Source organism: Elusimicrobium sp. An273 (genome assembly GCF_002159705.1).
Lineage (GTDB): Bacteria > Elusimicrobiota > Elusimicrobia > Elusimicrobiales > Elusimicrobiaceae > Avelusimicrobium > Avelusimicrobium gallicola.
This window is the reverse complement of record NZ_NFJD01000001.1, coordinates 301,082-318,450: the sequence shown is the minus strand read 5'-3', so window position 1 is coordinate 318,450 and position 17,369 is coordinate 301,082. Positions and strand designations below refer to the sequence as shown.

Sequence of the window (17,369 nt, the reverse complement as noted above, 5' to 3'; positions counted from 1 at the left end):
AATGGCGGCACTAAAAGAGTTTAATGGTCGTTATTTTGAGTCGGAATTTGAAAGCGCCTTTGTGTCTTTCTTGGAAGAAGAAGGCTGGATCTATTCTGCCGGCAATAAACTGGCACGCACCAAAAGAGATGTTTTAATAGCAAATGACTTTAAAAAATTTTTAGCAGACACTCAGACGGATTTAACAGAAGAGGAAATTGCACAAATTTTTGATGGCGTGCGCCTTGCCGGTGGAGAAAGCGACTTTGCCACCCTGCATAAAGTATATGGCTGGATGGTAAATGGCGTTCAGTTTACGCCACAAAACGGCCTGGCACGGATGGTCCCTTTGATTGATTTTGAAAGGCCGGATAAAAATATTTTTCGCGTGGTAAACCAATTTGCTGTGGAATATACCAACAACGGCCAAAAAGAATGCCGCCGACCAGATCTTGTTTTGTTTGTAAATGGCCTTCCGCTGTGCGTGATAGAACTTAAAAACCCGGCTGATGAACGGGCCACCGTTTATGACGCCTGGGAACAAATTACTATCCGGTATTGGCGGGACATTCCTCATTTGTTGCATTATTGCCCGCTTGCATGTATTTCTGATGGGGTAAAAACCCGCTTGGGTACTGTCCGCACCCCCTACGAGCATTTTTATGCCTGGCGGCGTGTTAATGAAGGGGATAAAATATCCTCCCTCCCTTTTGCTGAAACACAGACTATGATTAAAGGGGTGTATAACCCGGTGCGCTTTTTGGAGATTTTTAGAGACTATATCCATTTCCAAGACAGCATTTATGACAAAGACGAAAAAGAAATTGTTTGCCGTTATCCTCAGTTCTTTGCTGCCCGATTATTAAAACGAAGCATTGTAAAATCCGTGGTGTCTAAAAGCGGAAAGGGCGGAACCTACTTTGGGGCTACTGGTTGTGGTAAAACGTACACAATGGCTTTTTTGGCCCGGCAGTTGGCACTGCGTTGCACAGATGTGCCGGAAATTGGTTCCCCAACCATTATTTTAATTGTGGATAGAGATGACCTGCAAAAACAAGGGGCTAGACTATTTACTAAAAGTACGGAATTCTTAAACTTGGGGGCTGTTTCTATTGTTAAAAATAGACATGTCTTGCGGGAAGAACTGAAAGCACGGCAAAGCGGCGGTTTTTATATTTGCACGATTCAAAAATTTTGTGACCGGGCCGAGGATAAAATAGGCTTAATAAATGACCGCCAAAACATTATATGCTTTTCGGACGAAGCACATAGAACCCAGCTGGAACATTCAAGAGAAATAAAATTCAGCAAAGATGCTGATGAGAACATGAAAGCCGTTATTTCCAAGCCCTATGCCAAAGTGTTAAAAGAGGCTTTCCCTCACGCTACCTTTGTTGGTTTTACCGGTACACCCATTGCAGAAACATACCAAACATTTGGGGATGAAATTGACCGTTATACTATGGACCAGGCTGTTGCCGATGGGTTAACCGTGCCTATTAAGTATCATCCAAGAATTGCAAAAGTATTATTAAACAAAGAAAAAGTTCAGGAAATTGAATCCTACTATAAAAAATGTGCTGATGATGGCGCAACAGCAGAAGATGTGGCAGCGAGCAAGCGGGCTATGAGTTCTATGGAAGTGATATTAGGGGAACCCTCCCGCTTGGAAAGGCTGGCGGTAGACATTCATGACCATTATGTGGCTGCGTGTGCCAATGACCCGGATAGAGTGCAAAAAGCTATGATTGTATGCTCCAGCCGGGCTATTGCATATGATTTGCTATTAAAGTTTAAAGAAAAATATCCCGAGTGGTTTGTGGCTAAAAAAGTGCCGGATGGTGTTACTGCCACGGCCGAAGAACTGAGAGAATTAAAGCCTATGCCTTTTATGGCTATGGTTGCCAGTGTGGGTAGCAATGATAAACCGGAAATGTATAATTATCTGGGCGGTGTAAAAAATGATAAACGCTCCGAAAATTTAGACACTGCTTTCAAACAAGATAAGTCCAATTTTCGCATAGTGATTGTAGTGGATATGTGGATTACGGGTTTTGATGTCCCCTCTTTGACTTATATGTATAACGATAAGCCCTTAAAAAAACATTTGCTAATTCAAACAATTAGCCGTGTAAACCGAAAATATCCGGGGAAGGAGTATGGCTTAATCGTAGATTATATTGGTATCCGCGACAATATGCGCGAAGCCATGAAAATTTATGGTGGAGATTCTTCGGTTGCTCCTACAGCAGATGATGTTACACAGGCTACTAAAGCATTTAGAGAAGAATTGGAAATTCTTAAAAAAATGTTTTCTGGCTATGATTTAACCCCGTTTTTAAGTTTAGACTGCGAACCGGGAAAACGATACTCCTTATTATCAAAAGCAGCCGAATATGTGTTTACTTCTACACAAGAATTGCAACAAGAAGGCAAGAAGAAAGCTCAAAAAGTATCTTTTAAAACCTATTTTTTGAGTACAGTTAAAAGAATGCGTGCTGCTTTTGACGTGTGCCAGCCTTCCGGTAATTTGGGAGAAGAAGAAAATGCTTTGGCGCAATGTTTTATGGCTGTAGCAGGTTTTGTGCGTAAGATGAGTGGAACATCGGATGTGGATACAGATACGATGAACCGTATAGTAGCCAAAATGGTGGAAGAAGCCTTGAAATACAATCAAGTGGAAAGTGTCCTTGAGAGTGGCGAGGAAGAAGATTTATTTTCCCCAGAGTATTTTGAAAAATTATCGGATGTAAAAATGCCGGCTACCAAATTGGAATTACTTGTTAAAATGCTCCGTAAACAAATTAAGGAGTATAGCCGTGTGAACCAAGTTGCAGCAAAAACTTTTCAAGAAATGCTTGAAAAGACAATTGCAGAGTATCATGAACGACGTAAAACACTTACATTGGAAGAAGCCGGGGAAACACAAGAGCAGGCGTCTGAAAATATTATTAAGAGCGCTACGGAGCAGGCGTTGGATATTTTGCGTAAAATGCAAGAAAATAAAGAAAGTTTCCGTAAATTAGGCTTAACTTTTGAGGAGAAAGCCTTTTATGACATCTTGCTTTCTTTGCGGGATCAACATAACTTTGAATATGGTACAGATAAAAAGGTAAATGGATTAGTGATTAATGATAAATGCAAAGCGTTGGCTAAAAAAGTTAAAGAAATCATTGATACACAATCCTCCTTTGCAGACTGGCTGAATAATCAAAGGGTTAGAGATCAGCTGAAGTTAGAAATAAAAATATGTTTGATTAAAAATGGTTACCCTCCACAATATAGTCCCGAAGTATTTAAAAAAGTGATGCAACAGGTGGAAAATTTTGAAGAAAATGCGGGGTAATAGACTTTATAAGGGGAGTTTCATATGATTATTTCACCACATTCATTGGACACAGATTTAGGCCAGCTGTTAGCCGAAGTAGCAACGGCTAAAATTCAATTGCCGGAATTCCAACGAAGTTGGACCTGGGATGATAACCGAATTAAGGGGATTATTGCTAGTCTTTCTCAAGGTTATCCAATGGGTGCTATTATGCGTTTACAATATGGAAATCCTGAAATTAAGTTTAAGTATAGAACTATAACTGGTGTAAAAGAACAAAATGTAGAACCAGAATATTTAATTTTGGATGGCCAGCAACGTTTAACTTCTATTTTTCAGGCCATGTATTCCACTGAACCCGTCAAAACTAAAACAGATAAAAATAAAGAGATACAGCGTTATTATTATTTCTCTATGGAGGGGTGTTTAAATGAGGAAATAGACAGATTCGATGCTGTTATATCTGTTCCGAAAGATCGCAAAATCAAAGAAAATTTCGATAGAGATGTAAAATTAGATTTATCAACCAGAGATTTAGAATATCAACATAAAATGTTCCCTGTTAATATTATTTTTGATAGTAGTAGATGGATGGATTGGATTTTTAAATACCGTGATTTTTATAAAGATGATAAAGCTGCATGTGACTTGCTTGAAAAGTTCCAAAACGCAGTGGTTAATACAATCAAGAGCTATAAACTGCCCGTTATCACTCTTGATAAAAGCACACCTCGAGAAGCAGTATGCAAAGTATTTGAAAATGTAAATACTGGGGGAGTACCTTTAACTGTATTTGAATTGGTTACAGCAACTTTTGCTACTTATACTAACCCAGAGACGAAAGAAGGTTTTGATTTAAGGAAAGATTGGAAAGAATGTCGTGATAGTATCCAAGATATTGGAGCCCCGCTCAGAACAGATATTTTAGATGATATCGATGAAACCTCTTTTTTAACAGCGGTTACGTTATATACAAGTTATAAGGATAAACAGGAAGGTAAGGTCGGTACAGTAAGTTGCAAAAAGAAAGATGTCTTAGCTTTAAATTTTGACTCTTATTGTAAAAATAGAGCCCAAGTTGTGGAAGGTTTTAAGCTAGCAAAAGAGTTTTTATTAAAATACCAATATGTGTTTAGGAGGAAAGATCTGCCATATACCACACAGATAATTCCATTGGCTGCTATTTGTGCTTTTTTAGGTAGGAGCAAATGCAATGAGCCTAATATAGTAAATATTTTAACTCGTTGGTATTGGTGTGGTATTTTAGGTGAAATGTATGGTGGAGCAAATGAAACGCGCTATGCAAATGATATAGAAGATGTCATTGAAGAAGTTAATGGTAGGCCAAACCCCGCTAGAACAATTAATGCTGCCTTTTTTTCTGCTACACGTCTATTAACTTTGCAAACACGCTTAAGTGCTGCTTATAAAGGGATTATGGCTCTTATTTATAAAGAGCAATGCCATGATTTTATCAACAACACTACTATGGATATTGTGCATAGCTTATCTGAAGCGCCTGATATTCATCATATTTTCCCTGAAGATTATTGCAAAAAACAGGGTATTGATAAGATGCGTTATAATTCTATTGTCAATAAAACTCCTATTTTGCTAGCTACCAATCGCTCTATTGGTGGGGATGCTCCCAGTGTGTATATAGATAGAATTTTAAAAAAAGTAAATGGACTTACAGAAGAAATGTTGAAATCTCGTATAGAGTCTCATTTGATTAACTATACTGCTTTGAAAAATAATGATTTTAATACATACTTTATTGATAGAGCTAAAAAAATATTAATAATCATTGAAAAAGCTATGGGGAAAACAGTTTCAGATAAAAACTCAGAAAATACAATTAAGCAGTTTGGTGTTTCTCTTGAATAGAAGAGAATAAAAAGTACTGCTTGATATGAAATGAGGTAAATTCCTAGGTTTTATTAGAAGGAGTTATCAAGTTTTGGTTATTAGTTAAAACTCCGCTAATGGAGGCCAGTCCGCTATTTTTCGCTTGCCCAAAAGAAGGGTGGCGGACGGAAACTACTAAGAGTGGAAGATAACATCACAAAAATAAATTTTGGAATTTTAGAGTAAAAAGTCCGGTCAAAAATTTTCTAGAAAATTTTCAAAACTTCTCTGCTGCCGCCTTCTATATAGTGTGCTTAATGGACAGAATGCACGAAAAGTTGGGGGTGCTACTCTCATTTAGGCGCTCTATCAGTGAAGGTCTAAAATAAGCCATTTATCGGCTCTATATCTTCGCCCTATTTCCACAGAAGGAATAGGGTAATTTTATGCCTGTAACTGCAAACGATGGATAAAAACTCCTAAAAATGTTTATTTTGAGGCTGAAACGCTCCAATAAGCCCCCAAAAACTAAATTGCTACAATTGTTTCCTTTATAATCCGCTATACAAATTGAAAATGGTTTACACTTACCCCATTATATGAACCCCGATAAAGGGTTCCCGGTTTTAGAACCGTGCATCTTATGAAATTAAGGTGATATAAATGTTGAAGGAAATGAAAGGTAGTATTGATAAAAACGAAAGGAATAATGAGGCAGTGGCCTATAATAGCACGCGGGGTAAGTGTGTAAATGCCATCTTGGCATCTTGTGTATTGGGTAATAATTGGGATGTGGCGGAATTTGTAGACGTACAGAGTGGAAAATATCCAGCGGGGTGGGGTAGTTATGGACGCTTATAATATCTCACTCGGACCATTTGACGAGGCCTATTTGGAAGAAAGCAGGTCCGTATTGGAGCAATATTTTCAGCGTCCTTTAAGTTTAGAGGAAGTGGAAAGTATTATTAATTCTTTCCTGGAGCTGGAAGAAGTAGTCAGAAAGGTGCAGGGAGCCCCTCAAAATGAGGGCTTTACATCTTTCTCATAGGATGATAAGCTTAGCTGCTATAAAGTTTTATAAAGGGATATATAGAGATATATGGATAATATAATCATTCAACTAGAAGAATACAGATTGAAACATCGTATTACACAGCAGGATTTAGCCCGTAAATTGGGCGTATCCTTTGTATCGGTCAACAGGTGGTTAAATGGCCACGCCAGACCCCAAAAATTACAGGTATATCAGATTAAACAACTTTTACAAGATAAGGAAGTGCAGTATGTTAAATAAGGAAAATCAATTTCAAGAAAAAGCCGTCATCTTTTTGCGTGTTTCCAGCATTAAGCAGGAAGACGGATACTCCCTGGACGCACAGGAGAAATTGGCCCGTTCGTATGCTCAGCGTAACAACTTGCAGATAGTAAAAATGTGGAAAGTACAGGAATCTGCCTGGGGCAAGAAAGAACGCAAGGAGTTTAGCGCTATGCTGGACTTTGTAAAGCGTAATGACAGCGTAAAACACGTGATATTTGACGTGGTGGATCGTATGACCCGTAACGATGCCGACAAAATACGGGTAATCCGTTTAATCCGTGAATACCACAAAAGTATTCATTTTTCCCGAACCAACCAGTTGTTAAATGACCAAACGCTGGATTCCAATAAGGAATTTATGATGGATGTGGAAGTCGCGGCTTCCAAAAAGTTATCTAACGACATTGCCTATAAAACCCGTATGGGTATGGTGGAAAAAGCCGAACAGGGCATTTATCCGGGCAATGCGCCGCTGGGGTATATAAACGTAACTACGAAAGAGAAAGAGTCCATTATCGAAGCGGACCCGGTTAATGCCCCGTTGGTGACGGAACTGTTTGAATATGCCTCTACAGGTAAGTATTCTTTGGAAGAGTTGGAAGAAATCTTTTACGGTAAAGGGCTTAGAACCAAGAGCAGGGGGAACCGAGTCTCGTTAAAAAGTATCTCCAAAATGCTTCATTCTCCCTTTTATTACGGTGTGTTTAAGTGGGGCAAAAAGATTTACCAAGGGACGCATACGCCACTTGTTAGCAAAGCCGTATGGGATAAAACCCAAGACTCCCTGGCCGCTAAGGCTCACCGCTATGATACACGGCACAATTATCCCTTTAACCGCTTAATCACCTGCGAACATTGCGGGCATTATATATTGGGGGCCAAAGCCAAGCATAAGTATTTGTATTATCGGTGTGCGCATTACAATAAAGACCATAAAAAGAGCGGGTATTTGACGGAAGCCCGCTTGGCTGAACAATTGGCAGATACCATACAAGACATTGAACTGCCCAAAGAAGTGGTAGAGGTGCTTTGTAAGGGGCTTAAACAGAAAGGTTTACGGGCAAACCAGATTAATGCAGGTACTAAGCAAATATTGCAAAAGGAACTGGAGCGCGTAAATGGCCGTATAGAGGCCTTGCTGGATATGTATTTGGACCGTAAAATAACCGATGCGGCCTATCAGGCCAAAAACCGCCAATTACAGGAAGAACGAGAACGTATTGAGGGTGAACTCTCCCGCTGTACGAGAAGTGCCGAAGGGGCCCAGCGGGCTGTGCAGGGGCTGGCTATGCTGTCCGGGCTTAAAAAGTGCTACCGGGAAGCGGATAATTACGGCAAGGCGGACTTATTGCGTGCGGTAGGGGCCAAGTTCTTGCTTACGCAAGACAATCAAATTGTGGTGGAGTATAAAGAGCCGTTTAAGGCTATTTATGAAGCCAAACACCTGGCTCAAACAGACGCCAAAGAGGCGGAAAGGGATAAAAAAACAGCCCTCTTAAACAAGGGCTGTTTGGAAATCTACGACGATAAAAGCGCTCAAGGCGCATCTCAAAGTTGTAGCAGAAATTATTGGGGTGGATGACGAGATTTGAACCCGCGACCTCCGGTTCCACAGACCGGCGCTCTAACCAGCTGAGCTACATCCACCATAAATCGATACTATATTATACCAATTTCCTTCTCAGTCTGCAAAAAGCTTAGCTTGAAAACTATCTTTCGTGCGGACGCGCTATCGGGGACATGCGGGACGTAAAAATCCGCAGTCCAAGCATTTGGCGCAACGGGGTTATTTAGAATTTTCTTGCGTGCGGGGAAATTGCTCCGCTAATTTTTCTGCCGTAACTGTTGGGAAAAGCCCCGAACCTTGCGCAAATTGAAAGCCCAGTTTTTTAATATGCTCGGTTTCCTGCGGGGTTTGAACGCCTTCCGCTGCCAAAAATACCTGCAGTTTGCGGCACATTTCCACTATCGCCCGCGCCAGTAATTGCTGCTTTTCGCTTGCATTTGGCGCCCATACACCGGGGGCTATTTTAATTCCTTCTACAGGCAGGTGCTGGAAAATGTTGGACAATGTGACGCCTTGCCCGCTATATCGGACGGTTAATCCAAAGCCCGCTTTTCGGAGTGCCGCGCCGGCCCGCTCTAATTGGGGGAGAAACTCCGTTTGGGCTGTTTCTGTCAGTTCTATTACAATCCATTTCGGTAAGATGCCATATTCGGTTGTTTTTTGAGTAAGGTGCTGTACGAAATGGACATCCAAAAATAGTTCATTGGCTAGGTTGATGACCAGCGGAATAAGCGGCAATTTTTCTTTTTGCCATTGAGCCAAAATTTTGCAGGCCTGTTCAAAGAGAAAGAGGTCAAATTGGTAAATGAATCCGTTTTTTTGAAATACGGGGAGAAACTGGCGGCTGTACAATGTTTTTTTCTCTTTTTCAATTTTCCACTCTGCCGTTACGGAAGCGGCGCCGATTTTTCCGTTCTCCAAGGAAACAATAGGCTCTAACAGCACTTTCATTTCGCCTTTTTTTAGGGCATGCTGCATATGACGCTCGATAAAATCTTCTTCTTCCAATTTCTGCTGCCAATCGGGTTTATAGAAGGCTACGATTTGGTCATAGCGCCCTTTGATTTGGGATTTGGCTACGGCGGCCCGGTTGTACATTACCCGAATGGGCATCGATTTGTCTTCTATCGGATAGACGCCGAAAGACAGCAACACCGCATAGGCGTGGTGGTTTTCGGTTTGGAAATTGGTAATTTGTTCGCCTAAAAGTTCCAGGCGGTTTTTAAGAGTGCCCTCGTCGGTGTATTTAAGCAGCATGGCAAAATAATCGCCGTATATGCGGGTGCATAATTCCTGCGGCTGAAGGTTATTTTTAATCAGGCGGGCAATGTGTTTAAGCAAAATGTTGCCCACCTCGTAACCGTGTTGTTCATTAAAAATTTTAAACTTGCTTACGTCCAAGGCTACCATGGCATAATGTCCCTTCGGATTTTCTTTCAGTAATTGCTCTGCCGCCGTACGGTTGGCTTCCGCGTTTGGAAATCCGGTTACGGGATCCACATAGGCGTAGTTAAAGAGCTGTTCTTTATTTTTCTTTTGCTGCAGGAACACATATCCCCATACGACCAGGCCGGCTACGGCAATGGCCAAACATAAAATAAGCAGCAACGTGATGAAGGCATTTAACTGGGCCGACAAGTGAGCTGTTGGAACAACTGAGAAAAGATACCAATCGTTAATTTTTAACGGCTCATAACTGATATGCAGTTCGCCTTTTTCGGCGGAGAGATAATGGATGGTGCCGCTGCGGCGGTTTTTAAGCGCTTGTTGAATGTTGTGTGCCAGCTCGTGGTCGGGATCGTCTGGCGAATTAAAAATGTTATACATTCCGCTTACGGCATTTTTGTGGGAAGCACCGACGATTTTGTCGCCATTGGCGCGCACGATAATGGAATAGCCTTCCCCTCCAAAACTTTCAATGTCTAAAGCCTGGGTGTATTCTTCGGTACTGCGGGTGGCAAACAACACGCCGATGATTTTCTCTTGGTGGTAGACGGGAACGGATTCCACAAAAATATTTTTACCGTCGGAGGCGTCTTTGATTAAATTGGATACGTTGGGGGTTCCGGCCATCGCTTTGGTAAAATGCGGTTCGTGGTGAATGTCCAACAGCAAGTCGTCGCTTAAGACGGCTATCCCGTCCGGATAGACAAAACCCATGCGTTTAAAGTTATTGGTTTTGCTTTCCGCTTTCATCAGGCGGGTAATCATTTGTTCGGTGGGGTTGGGAATGACGCCAATAGCGGTGGCGATGCTTTGGAGCAAATTAAAATCGTCTTGAATTTTGGATTCAATGGTATTGACCCCTTGCTTGGCTACTTCGGCGAGGTAAGTTTTGGTGTTATTATGCAACAAAGTGCTCAGGCGGTTTACATACAAAAAGATGCCCGTGGACAACACGGCCGTACACAACAAAATTAAAACCGAAAATTGCCAAAAAGAAGAAAATTTTTTCACGTGAATTCCTCTTCCTTGCGCGTATTTAGGGCAAGGATAACCTTTTTTTGATAGTAGCATTTTTGGGGCTGTCGTGAACAAAGGAAAAACACGCCAAGAAAAGGGACGTTTCGGGCTTGTGGTACGTAAAAATTCCCCGTCCGGCGCGGTTTGCGTATGGACGGGGAAAAAGACAAAAACCTCAATCGTTTTTTATAGCGGTTTTGGAATCGGGTTTATTCCACAGACACATATTTAAGAAGACCAACATCTTATGTTGGCTCCCGCCAAAAAATTTATTTTGCAGAGCTACGCCTTCCTTGGTAATATAGCGGTAATGCCACGGTTCAAAGGGGTATCCCGTTTCTTCTTCCTGCCCTTTGGGAAAGGACAAACTAAACCCGTATTTCCCGGCGTATTGTTTGAGCCATTCTAGGGCGGGGCGGTAGTATGGGTCGTTGAGCCTTGTCGTATTAAAATCAATAGCGGTTCCCAATTGGTGTTGGGAATGCCCCGGATCTGCTACTTGATCCGGATTGCGCGTGCGTCTCTTTAAATGCCACTGATAGACGTAAGGGCGGTAGGTAGATACAGGAAATAAATAAATGCCCTCTTTGCGGGCATCCTGCTCCATTTCTGCAAACCAAACAGCGGCTTCTTGGCGCAGGAATCCTCTGGGCATTCTGACCAAATCGTCCGGTTTATAATAGGACGGCAGGGCGTGCTCTTTGTCTACCAAAATGAGCAAATCCCGCTTTTCTTCCAGGGGCAAATAAGCTTTTTGGAACTCTTCGGAGTCAACCTGCTGGATTAAGGACTGGCAAACAGACTGCAACACGGCTTGCGGATCTTGCTTGGGTGTTGCCGGTTGGGCAAAGAGGTCGGCCGCGAGCGTCAACAAAGAGCAGAAGGAAAACAAAAAGATATATTTTCTGGTCATATTCGTCCTCCAAGTTGTGCCGTGCGGATAAGCCGCCACCGGCAATAGTTCCCCGCCTGTCAGAGGGGTTTTGATTTCTGTTTTGATAGAGACCGTGTGCCCCGCTTTGCGGGAACGAACCGCCGAATGTTTGTTTGATACTAGCATTTTGCGTTTGCCTCTGTAAAGGGGGGCGTGGCGGGAGTGGATTATAAAAATTACAAAAAGCGGATTTGTAAAAATCCGCTTTTTGTCAAACTGCCGCAAAGGGCGTTTAAGCCGGTGTTACCATTTTTCCGTGTGGATTTTAGCCGGATCAAAGCGGTCTACTTCTTCCTTCTTCTCGGCCGGGTATCCCAGCGCAATGATATTTAAGGGTTTTACATAGTCCGGCAGGCCCAGCAGCTGCGAAAGGCCTTTCATCCGCTCCTCATTGGGATATACGCCCAACCATACGCTTCCGATGCCTAAGGAAGTAGCGGCCAGCAAGATGTTTTGGGTGGCGGCGCCGCAGTCGGCCATCCAATAACCCGGGGCGTGTTCCCGCTGGGTGTTGCCGCAGACGATGATAGCACAGTCCGCCTGTTCCAACATTTTGGCATAAGGGTGCACATGCATCATTTTTTTGAATGTTTCTTTATTGCGCACCACGACAAATTCCCATTCTTGGCAGTTGCGGGCCGTCGGCGCCATCATGGCGGCGCGCAGCAGGGTGTTTAAATCGTCTTGCGCAATCGGCTGGTTGGTAAACTGCCGGATGCTTCTTCTTTTTAAAATAGCTTCCATTACTTTCATTTGTTATCTCCCTTAATGCGTAGTACTTTTTCTTTAAAAAACCGCGCCAGCCCGCCGCGGGCCGTTTCGCGGTAATCTTTGTTCATATCCAGTCCGGTTTGCATCATGGTGGCTAGTACATCGTCGTAGGAAACGCGGTTGTCTCCGTCGGACATGAGGGCGTAGGTCGCGCAGTCCAGCGCGCGCGAAGCCGCCAGAGCGTTGCGTTCAATACAGGGAATTTGCACTAGTCCGTCCACCGGGTCGCACGTGAGGCCCAGGTGATGTTCCAGCCCCATTTCCGCCGCGTAGGCAATGCGGCGGTTATCGCCGCCTTCCAGCTGGCAGGTGGCGGCCGCGGCCATGGCGCATGCCACGCCTACTTCGCCTTGGCAGCCCACTTCCGCCCCGGAAATGGAGGCGTTGGCCTTAGCCATATTGCCAAACAAGCTGGCGGTAGCCAAGGCGCGGATAATGGTATTGTCTTCAAATTCGCAAATTTCCTGCACCAAGCGGCAAACGGCGGGCACCACCCCGCAAGAGCCGCAGGTTGGCGCGGTGACGACAACACCGCCGGAGGCGTTTTCTTCCGCACAGGCCAGGGCATAGGCAAACAGATTGTTCATGCGGCGCAAGTATTGGGGGGAGTTTTCGGCCTTATACAAGTAGCGTCTGGCCTTGCGCTCCAGATTAAGCGATCCCGGCAGCACGCCGCGTTTTTCCAAGCCGCGTTTCATGGTGGCCTGCATGGTTTGCCATACGGTTTGCAGGTAATTCCAAATGTCGGCGCCTTCGCATTCTTCCACATATTCCCACAGCAGCATGCGCTTTTGGGAGGTGTACTCCAAAATTTCCGCCATGGAGTGGTGCGGGTAGATGTTGTTGACTTGCTGGCCGATGGTCTCGTCGTCGCGGATAGTACCGCCGCCCACGCTGTAGACCACTTTTTCGCCCATTACATGGCCGGCTTTATCAAGCGCCTGGAAACGAAGCGCGTTGGGGTGTTTGGGCATGAGGGTGGTGTAATCCCATTCAATGTCCACCGGTTTGGGATAAAAAGCTTCTTTGATGGTAAAATCGGTCAAGTGCCCTTTGCCGGTGGCGGCCAAGGAGCCGTATAGGACGGTTTTAAAACTAACGGCGTTGGGGTAAGCGCGGTTGAAAGCATCGGCCGCTTTGCGCGGGCCCATGGTGTGGCTGCTGGAAGGCCCCATGCCTATCTTGTATAATTCTTTTAATGATTCCATAAATTTCAGTGTTCCTTCAAAACGGGCAATATATAAAAAATGTTATCATATTTGATATGAATATACTTTCTTCCCTTTTGGTGGCGTTGGGGCTGTCTATGGATAACTGGGCGGTTACCATTGCTTCCGGCTGCTCCCACCACGATGCCATCCCCAAAAGTTATATTTTTAAAGTCAGCTCGCTGTTTGCGGCCGCCCATTTTGTGATGTTTTCCGGCGGATGGCTGTGCGGCGCCGGATTGGGCAAATACATCGGGGCGGTGGATCATTGGATTGCGTTTGCCATTTTGGTGTTTATCGGTTTTCGTATGATTCAAGAATCCCGCAGCCGCGAAGAAGCCGGGCAGGATGTATGCGTACTGCATACGTTTAAAATGCTGTGCGCGCTGGCGGTGGCCACGAGTTTGGATGCTTTGCTGGTGGGAATGGGGCTGGCGTTTACAGAGGCTCCTTTCTGGGCCACGGTGCTGATGCTGACGGTGTGCGTATTTGTTACCAGCTGGACGGGCTTTTACGTGGGGGCCTATTTGGGGCGGAAATTCGGGAAAATCATGGAAGCGTTGGGCGGCGCGGTATTAATGTTTATCGGGCTTAAATTGTTGCTTGAAGGCGTAGGCATTTGGTAGAATTCTGATATCTTAAGGGAGGTGCGGGTATGGGCATCATCGCCGTAACGATTATTTTTTTGTGCATCTGCGTGGACAATATGGTTTCTTCCAATATGTCTGCCATGAAAATGACGCCGGAAAAAAAGAGCGTATTTTCCATTAAAATGGCTTTATTCTTTGCCGGATTTAATGCCCTGTTTTTCGGCATCGGTTATTTGCTGAGCATTCTTTTCTTCCACGATTGGGTGCACTTTGCCAACAATTGGATTGCATTTGCCTTTATTTTGCTGCTGGGGATTAAGTTTATGCTGGAGTCTATTGAAAAGTCTCCCAGTTTCAGCAATATAGATGTGGACGATAACAAAAAGATGGTAAAAGTTTCTTCCGTTATTGGGCTCAATTCGCTGTTGGTGGGCTATGCCGTGGAAACGATGGATAAATCCTTTTTCCCGCAAGTGCTTATTTTGATTATCATTACCTTTGCGCTGACGCTGTTGGGTTTCCATTTGGGAAGCCGCACCTCCAAAGTAGTAACGAGCAAAAAAATAGAACTGATTGCCGGACTGGTTTTAATTGTGATGGCGGTGAGCCAGATTATTGTGTAAGCCGTGCAATACTTTTTGTGATCCCCGCTTTTAAAAAAGCGGGGATTTTTTTGTCCGGATTTGTTACAACTATAGTATGGGAAATGTACAGGCGGGAGGTTCTTATGAATACACCCAAATCAAAAAACAGGTGGAGTAAAACGCAAATTTGGACGTTCGTTCTGGCCGTGCTCGCCGTATGCGGCGGGGCCTTTTACGGCGGGTATTATTACCGGCAGGCGCACCAGTTCAAACAGGCCGAGCAGATCATGTCTTCCATTCGTTTGGAGCAGGAAAAGCAGTGCGCATACCACAAACACTACACCACCAACGCCAAAGCTTTTTCGAGATTCTTTCCCAAACGGGGGCATAAACATTTTAAATATGTATTCAAGCCAACCGGCATGGAAATTCACCGAAAAGGGCGGCACGGCTATGTATTAAAAATGCCGTCTTATGAAGACGGCCGCCTGTGCTGCGACACGCCGGACAGCTGCCGCAGATTAAAAGGCAGATTCCCGTTCTGCGCGGATTTAAAGGCCCGTGCAGATTATGTGTCCGGAGAGGAATGTTCGCCTTTTCCCCAAAGACCTTTATGCAAAGGCCCGTCCGTGCGGCGCTGCGGCTGCCAAGGAAAAGGAATTCAACTCCGCATGTGCGACGCGGAAACAAATACGTGGGGAGAATGGGGAAAGTGCAGTATCGCCGATACGTGCGATTGTTCGGCCGTATCGGGCATGAAACCCGCGGCGCAGACGCAGGTGTGCAACGGCTGCGGCGCGCAAAGCCGGGATTTTCGCTGCAACACGCAAACCGGGCAGTGGGAAGCCGAAGCGTGGAGCCCTTGCAGCCGCCGGCCGGAAGAATGCGCGCCGACTTCGTTTTAACCCTAAAAAGTAAACATAAAAAACCCGCCTTTAAAGGGCGGGTTTTTTATGGGTATACGGCCTGCTTATTTAGAAAGAGCTTTCCAGGCTTCTTTTTCAGCTTTCAAAGCGGCTTTGGCGTCTTTAGCGGCTTGTTTGGCTTCCGCTTTTTTGGCTTCGGCGGCTTCTTTTTGCGCTTTGGCTTTGGCCTTGGCGTCTTCTTTGGCCTGCTTTAAAGCGGCTTTTTTTGCCTCGGCTTCTTTTTTGGCGTTTTCTTTAGCGGCTTTGGCTTTGGCTTTCGCTTCTTCTTTAGCGGCTTTGGCTTTAGCTTTGGCTTCTTTTTCGGCCGCTTTGGCTTTTTCCTTAGCCGCTTTTTCGGCTTCTTTTAACTGAGCCTTTGTATCGGCTTGATCCTGGGAAGAGGCCACGGCTTTTTGCTGGGCCGCCTGCAATTTGGCTTTGGCGGCGTCTTTTCTGCTCTGGATATTCTGTCTCAAAGCGGTAATCTTGGACAAGGTGCAATTGTTAATACAAGTTACATCCCCCATGGCACAGCCGCAGTTTTCGGCCGCGCGGACACTGGTCGGCCACGCAGCGGCCATGGTCAGTGCAAAAGCGAATACGATGATTTTTTTCATGCTTTTCTCCTTTATAGAACTTTGTTTGATTATTGTACTAAATTTCAAGCGTTCGGCTGGATATCTTATCCAAAATACAGTGGGCGGGGAAAGCGGGTTTTTGGTAAAATGTAATCATGGAAATCGCAGCCGTAACCCCGTGGTGGGTAAATGTATTATTGGGAATTGTGGTGGTCAATTTGCTGGTGTGGCCGCTTACTTCGCGCTGGGTGGAAAGCCACCTGGAATTGTTTTTGCTGGGGGTGGGCGCCGCGGCGGTTACCATCAGCGGGGGCTGGAGCACGGAGTTTTTGTATGAAACGCTGAACTACCCGGTGAATGTGGCGTTTATTGTATTGGTGGTGAGCGTGATTTTTAATAATTATTCGCGCTACATTTTTCGGGTTTTGTTCGCTTTTTTCCGTAAGTTGGAGCCGCGCTACAGTTTTGCGCTGCTGATTTTCTTTCTGGGGATGACGTCCTCGCTGGTAAGCGTTACCGTTTCCGCCTTGGTGCTGGCGGAAGTGTTGAAAGTCGTAAACTTGGAGCGCACCGCCACGGTGCGGATTACGGTTTTTGCCTGTTATGCCATTGGCCTAGGCGCCATACTTACCCCGCTGGCCGAGCCGCTGGGGCTGATTATCAACAACGCGTTAGCCGGCGCGCCGCACCATGCGGATTTCTTCTTTTTACTGCGTCATTTCTTTTGGTGGATTACGCCGGCGGTCGTGCTGCTTTCTTTGGCGGCAGGCTATTGCGCCCGAAATGCGGGCACCACCTTGCAAATGCATATCCGCGAGGATAAAGAAACCTATGCTTCCATGCTGCGGCGCACGCTGCACATCTATATGTTTGTGGCGGCGCTGAACCTGATTAGCACCGGGCTTCGGCCGCTGGCCCAAAGCACCATTACCCACCTGGGCGGAAAAATTTTATTTTTGGCCAATGCCGTCTCGGTCATTATCGATAACACCACCTTGGCCGCTATTGAAATCGTGCCGTCTATTTCCGATAAAGACTTAATCTATATGGTCATCGGGCTGGCGGCGTTTGGCAGTATGCTCGTGCAGGGCAACCTGCCCAACATTGTGGCGGCCGAAAAACTGGGCATTAAAAGCCGAGAATGGGCCTCCATTGCGGTTCCTACCGGGCTGGTGTTGATGGCCGGCTATTTCCTGTCCCTTTCTATTCTGCTCTAGGCCTTGGCCTAATTTGAATTGGGCCCTTTGACCCTTGCCGCTGCATGTTTCTTCTGGTATCTTTTAAATAAGCCTGTTT

General features: G+C 45.0%; 14 protein-coding genes and 1 tRNA gene. 9 read left to right on the top strand and 6 right to left on the bottom strand.

Features of this window, described 5'->3' with window-relative positions; translation table 11 throughout:
• Position 1 precedes the first annotated feature (1 nt).
• From B5F75_RS01525 to B5F75_RS01505, 5 genes are all read left to right on the top strand, one after another.
• Positions 2–3,325 carry a type I restriction endonuclease subunit R gene (locus B5F75_RS01525; protein ID WP_087286876.1) on the top strand — a complete coding sequence of 1,108 codons (3,324 nt, stop codon included), beginning with the start codon at positions 2–4 and terminating at the stop codon, positions 3,323–3,325.
• A 24-nt stretch (positions 3,326–3,349) separates the two neighbouring features.
• Complete coding sequence (locus tag B5F75_RS01520; RefSeq protein ID WP_087286873.1) at positions 3,350–5,194, top strand: GmrSD restriction endonuclease domain-containing protein; 1,845 nt, start codon at positions 3,350–3,352, stop codon at positions 5,192–5,194.
• Between the two features lie 808 nt (positions 5,195–6,002).
• Positions 6,003–6,203 (top strand): hypothetical protein, encoded by a 201-nt coding sequence (locus B5F75_RS07345; protein WP_087286870.1) that lies wholly within the window; start codon positions 6,003–6,005, stop codon positions 6,201–6,203.
• A gap of 51 nt (positions 6,204–6,254) precedes the next feature.
• Positions 6,255–6,449 carry a helix-turn-helix transcriptional regulator gene (locus B5F75_RS07760; protein ID WP_087286867.1) on the top strand — a complete coding sequence of 65 codons (195 nt, stop codon included), beginning with the start codon at positions 6,255–6,257 and terminating at the stop codon, positions 6,447–6,449.
• Entirely contained in the window at positions 6,439–8,055 is a 1,617-nt protein-coding gene (locus B5F75_RS01505) for a recombinase family protein (RefSeq protein WP_158093739.1), read from the top strand. The genes B5F75_RS07760 and B5F75_RS01505 overlap by 11 nt, the downstream gene beginning before the upstream one ends.
• Here the strand turns inward: B5F75_RS01505 and B5F75_RS01500 are convergent.
• The 5 genes from B5F75_RS01500 to B5F75_RS01480 form a co-directional block, all read right to left on the bottom strand.
• A tRNA-His gene (locus tag B5F75_RS01500) sits at positions 8,044–8,120 on the bottom strand. The two genes, B5F75_RS01505 and B5F75_RS01500, sit on opposite strands and share 12 nt — an antisense overlap.
• A 139-nt stretch (positions 8,121–8,259) precedes the next feature.
• A complete protein-coding gene (locus B5F75_RS01495; protein WP_158093738.1) occupies positions 8,260–10,497 on the bottom strand; it encodes an EAL domain-containing protein in 2,238 nt (745 codons plus the stop codon).
• Between the two features lie 181 nt (positions 10,498–10,678).
• A complete protein-coding gene (locus B5F75_RS01490; protein WP_158093737.1) occupies positions 10,679–11,416 on the bottom strand; it encodes a M15 family metallopeptidase in 738 nt (245 codons plus the stop codon).
• 264 nt (positions 11,417–11,680) lie between these two features.
• Entirely contained in the window at positions 11,681–12,181 is a 501-nt protein-coding gene (locus B5F75_RS01485) for a nitroreductase family protein (RefSeq protein WP_087287575.1), read from the bottom strand.
• Between the two features lie 5 nt (positions 12,182–12,186).
• Positions 12,187–13,416 carry an L-serine ammonia-lyase gene (locus B5F75_RS01480; RefSeq protein WP_087286854.1) on the bottom strand — a complete coding sequence of 410 codons (1,230 nt, stop codon included), beginning with the start codon at positions 13,414–13,416 and terminating at the stop codon, positions 12,187–12,189.
• 56 nt (positions 13,417–13,472) lie between these two features.
• Here B5F75_RS01480 and B5F75_RS01475 point away from each other — a divergent pair, with 56 nt between their 5' ends.
• From B5F75_RS01475 to B5F75_RS01465, 3 genes are all read left to right on the top strand, one after another.
• The gene (locus B5F75_RS01475; RefSeq protein ID WP_087286851.1) at positions 13,473–14,042 is read left to right on the top strand and encodes a manganese efflux pump MntP; all 570 of its coding nucleotides are present in this window, start codon (positions 13,473–13,475) and stop codon (positions 14,040–14,042) included.
• 29 nt (positions 14,043–14,071) lie between these two features.
• Positions 14,072–14,629: a manganese efflux pump MntP gene (locus B5F75_RS01470; protein WP_087286848.1), complete on the top strand. Its 558-nt coding sequence runs from the start codon at positions 14,072–14,074 to the stop codon at positions 14,627–14,629.
• A 104-nt stretch (positions 14,630–14,733) separates the two neighbouring features.
• Positions 14,734–15,495, top strand: a complete 762-nt coding sequence (locus B5F75_RS01465; RefSeq protein ID WP_087286845.1) for a hypothetical protein — start codon at positions 14,734–14,736, stop codon at positions 15,493–15,495.
• Positions 15,496–15,560: 65 nt separating this feature from the next.
• On the opposite strand, the gene B5F75_RS07340 is transcribed toward B5F75_RS01465, so the two are convergent.
• The gene (locus tag B5F75_RS07340) at positions 15,561–16,112 is read right to left on the bottom strand and encodes a hypothetical protein (protein WP_087286842.1); all 552 of its coding nucleotides are present in this window, start codon (positions 16,110–16,112) and stop codon (positions 15,561–15,563) included.
• A 116-nt stretch (positions 16,113–16,228) separates the two neighbouring features.
• Between B5F75_RS07340 and B5F75_RS01455 the strand changes: the two genes are divergently transcribed.
• Entirely contained in the window at positions 16,229–17,290 is a 1,062-nt protein-coding gene (locus B5F75_RS01455) for a DUF1646 family protein (protein ID WP_087286839.1), read from the top strand.
• The last annotated feature ends 79 nt before the right edge of the window (positions 17,291–17,369 follow it).

What these genes read in the sequence shown, in the direction of transcription:
- B5F75_RS01520 (WP_087286873.1), top strand. Translation starts at nt 3,350, where the DNA reads ATGATTATTTCACCACATTCATTGGACACAGATTTAGGCCAGCTGTTA.
- B5F75_RS01480 (WP_087286854.1), bottom strand. Translation starts at nt 13,416, where the DNA reads ATGGAATCATTAAAAGAATTATACAAGATAGGCATGGGGCCTTCCAGC.
- B5F75_RS01455 (WP_087286839.1), top strand. Translation starts at nt 16,229, where the DNA reads ATGGAAATCGCAGCCGTAACCCCGTGGTGGGTAAATGTATTATTGGGA.
- B5F75_RS01505 (WP_158093739.1), top strand. Translation starts at nt 6,439, where the DNA reads ATGTTAAATAAGGAAAATCAATTTCAAGAAAAAGCCGTCATCTTTTTG.
- B5F75_RS07760 (WP_087286867.1), top strand. Translation starts at nt 6,255, where the DNA reads ATGGATAATATAATCATTCAACTAGAAGAATACAGATTGAAACATCGT.
- B5F75_RS01490 (WP_158093737.1), bottom strand. Translation starts at nt 11,416, where the DNA reads ATGACCAGAAAATATATCTTTTTGTTTTCCTTCTGCTCTTTGTTGACG.
- B5F75_RS01525 (WP_087286876.1), top strand. Translation starts at nt 2, where the DNA reads ATGGCGGCACTAAAAGAGTTTAATGGTCGTTATTTTGAGTCGGAATTT.
- B5F75_RS01475 (WP_087286851.1), top strand. Translation starts at nt 13,473, where the DNA reads ATGAATATACTTTCTTCCCTTTTGGTGGCGTTGGGGCTGTCTATGGAT.
- B5F75_RS07340 (WP_087286842.1), bottom strand. Translation starts at nt 16,112, where the DNA reads ATGAAAAAAATCATCGTATTCGCTTTTGCACTGACCATGGCCGCTGCG.
- B5F75_RS01470 (WP_087286848.1), top strand. Translation starts at nt 14,072, where the DNA reads ATGGGCATCATCGCCGTAACGATTATTTTTTTGTGCATCTGCGTGGAC.
- B5F75_RS07345 (WP_087286870.1), top strand. Translation starts at nt 6,003, where the DNA reads ATGGACGCTTATAATATCTCACTCGGACCATTTGACGAGGCCTATTTG.
- B5F75_RS01465 (WP_087286845.1), top strand. Translation starts at nt 14,734, where the DNA reads ATGAATACACCCAAATCAAAAAACAGGTGGAGTAAAACGCAAATTTGG.
- B5F75_RS01485 (WP_087287575.1), bottom strand. Translation starts at nt 12,181, where the DNA reads ATGGAAGCTATTTTAAAAAGAAGAAGCATCCGGCAGTTTACCAACCAG.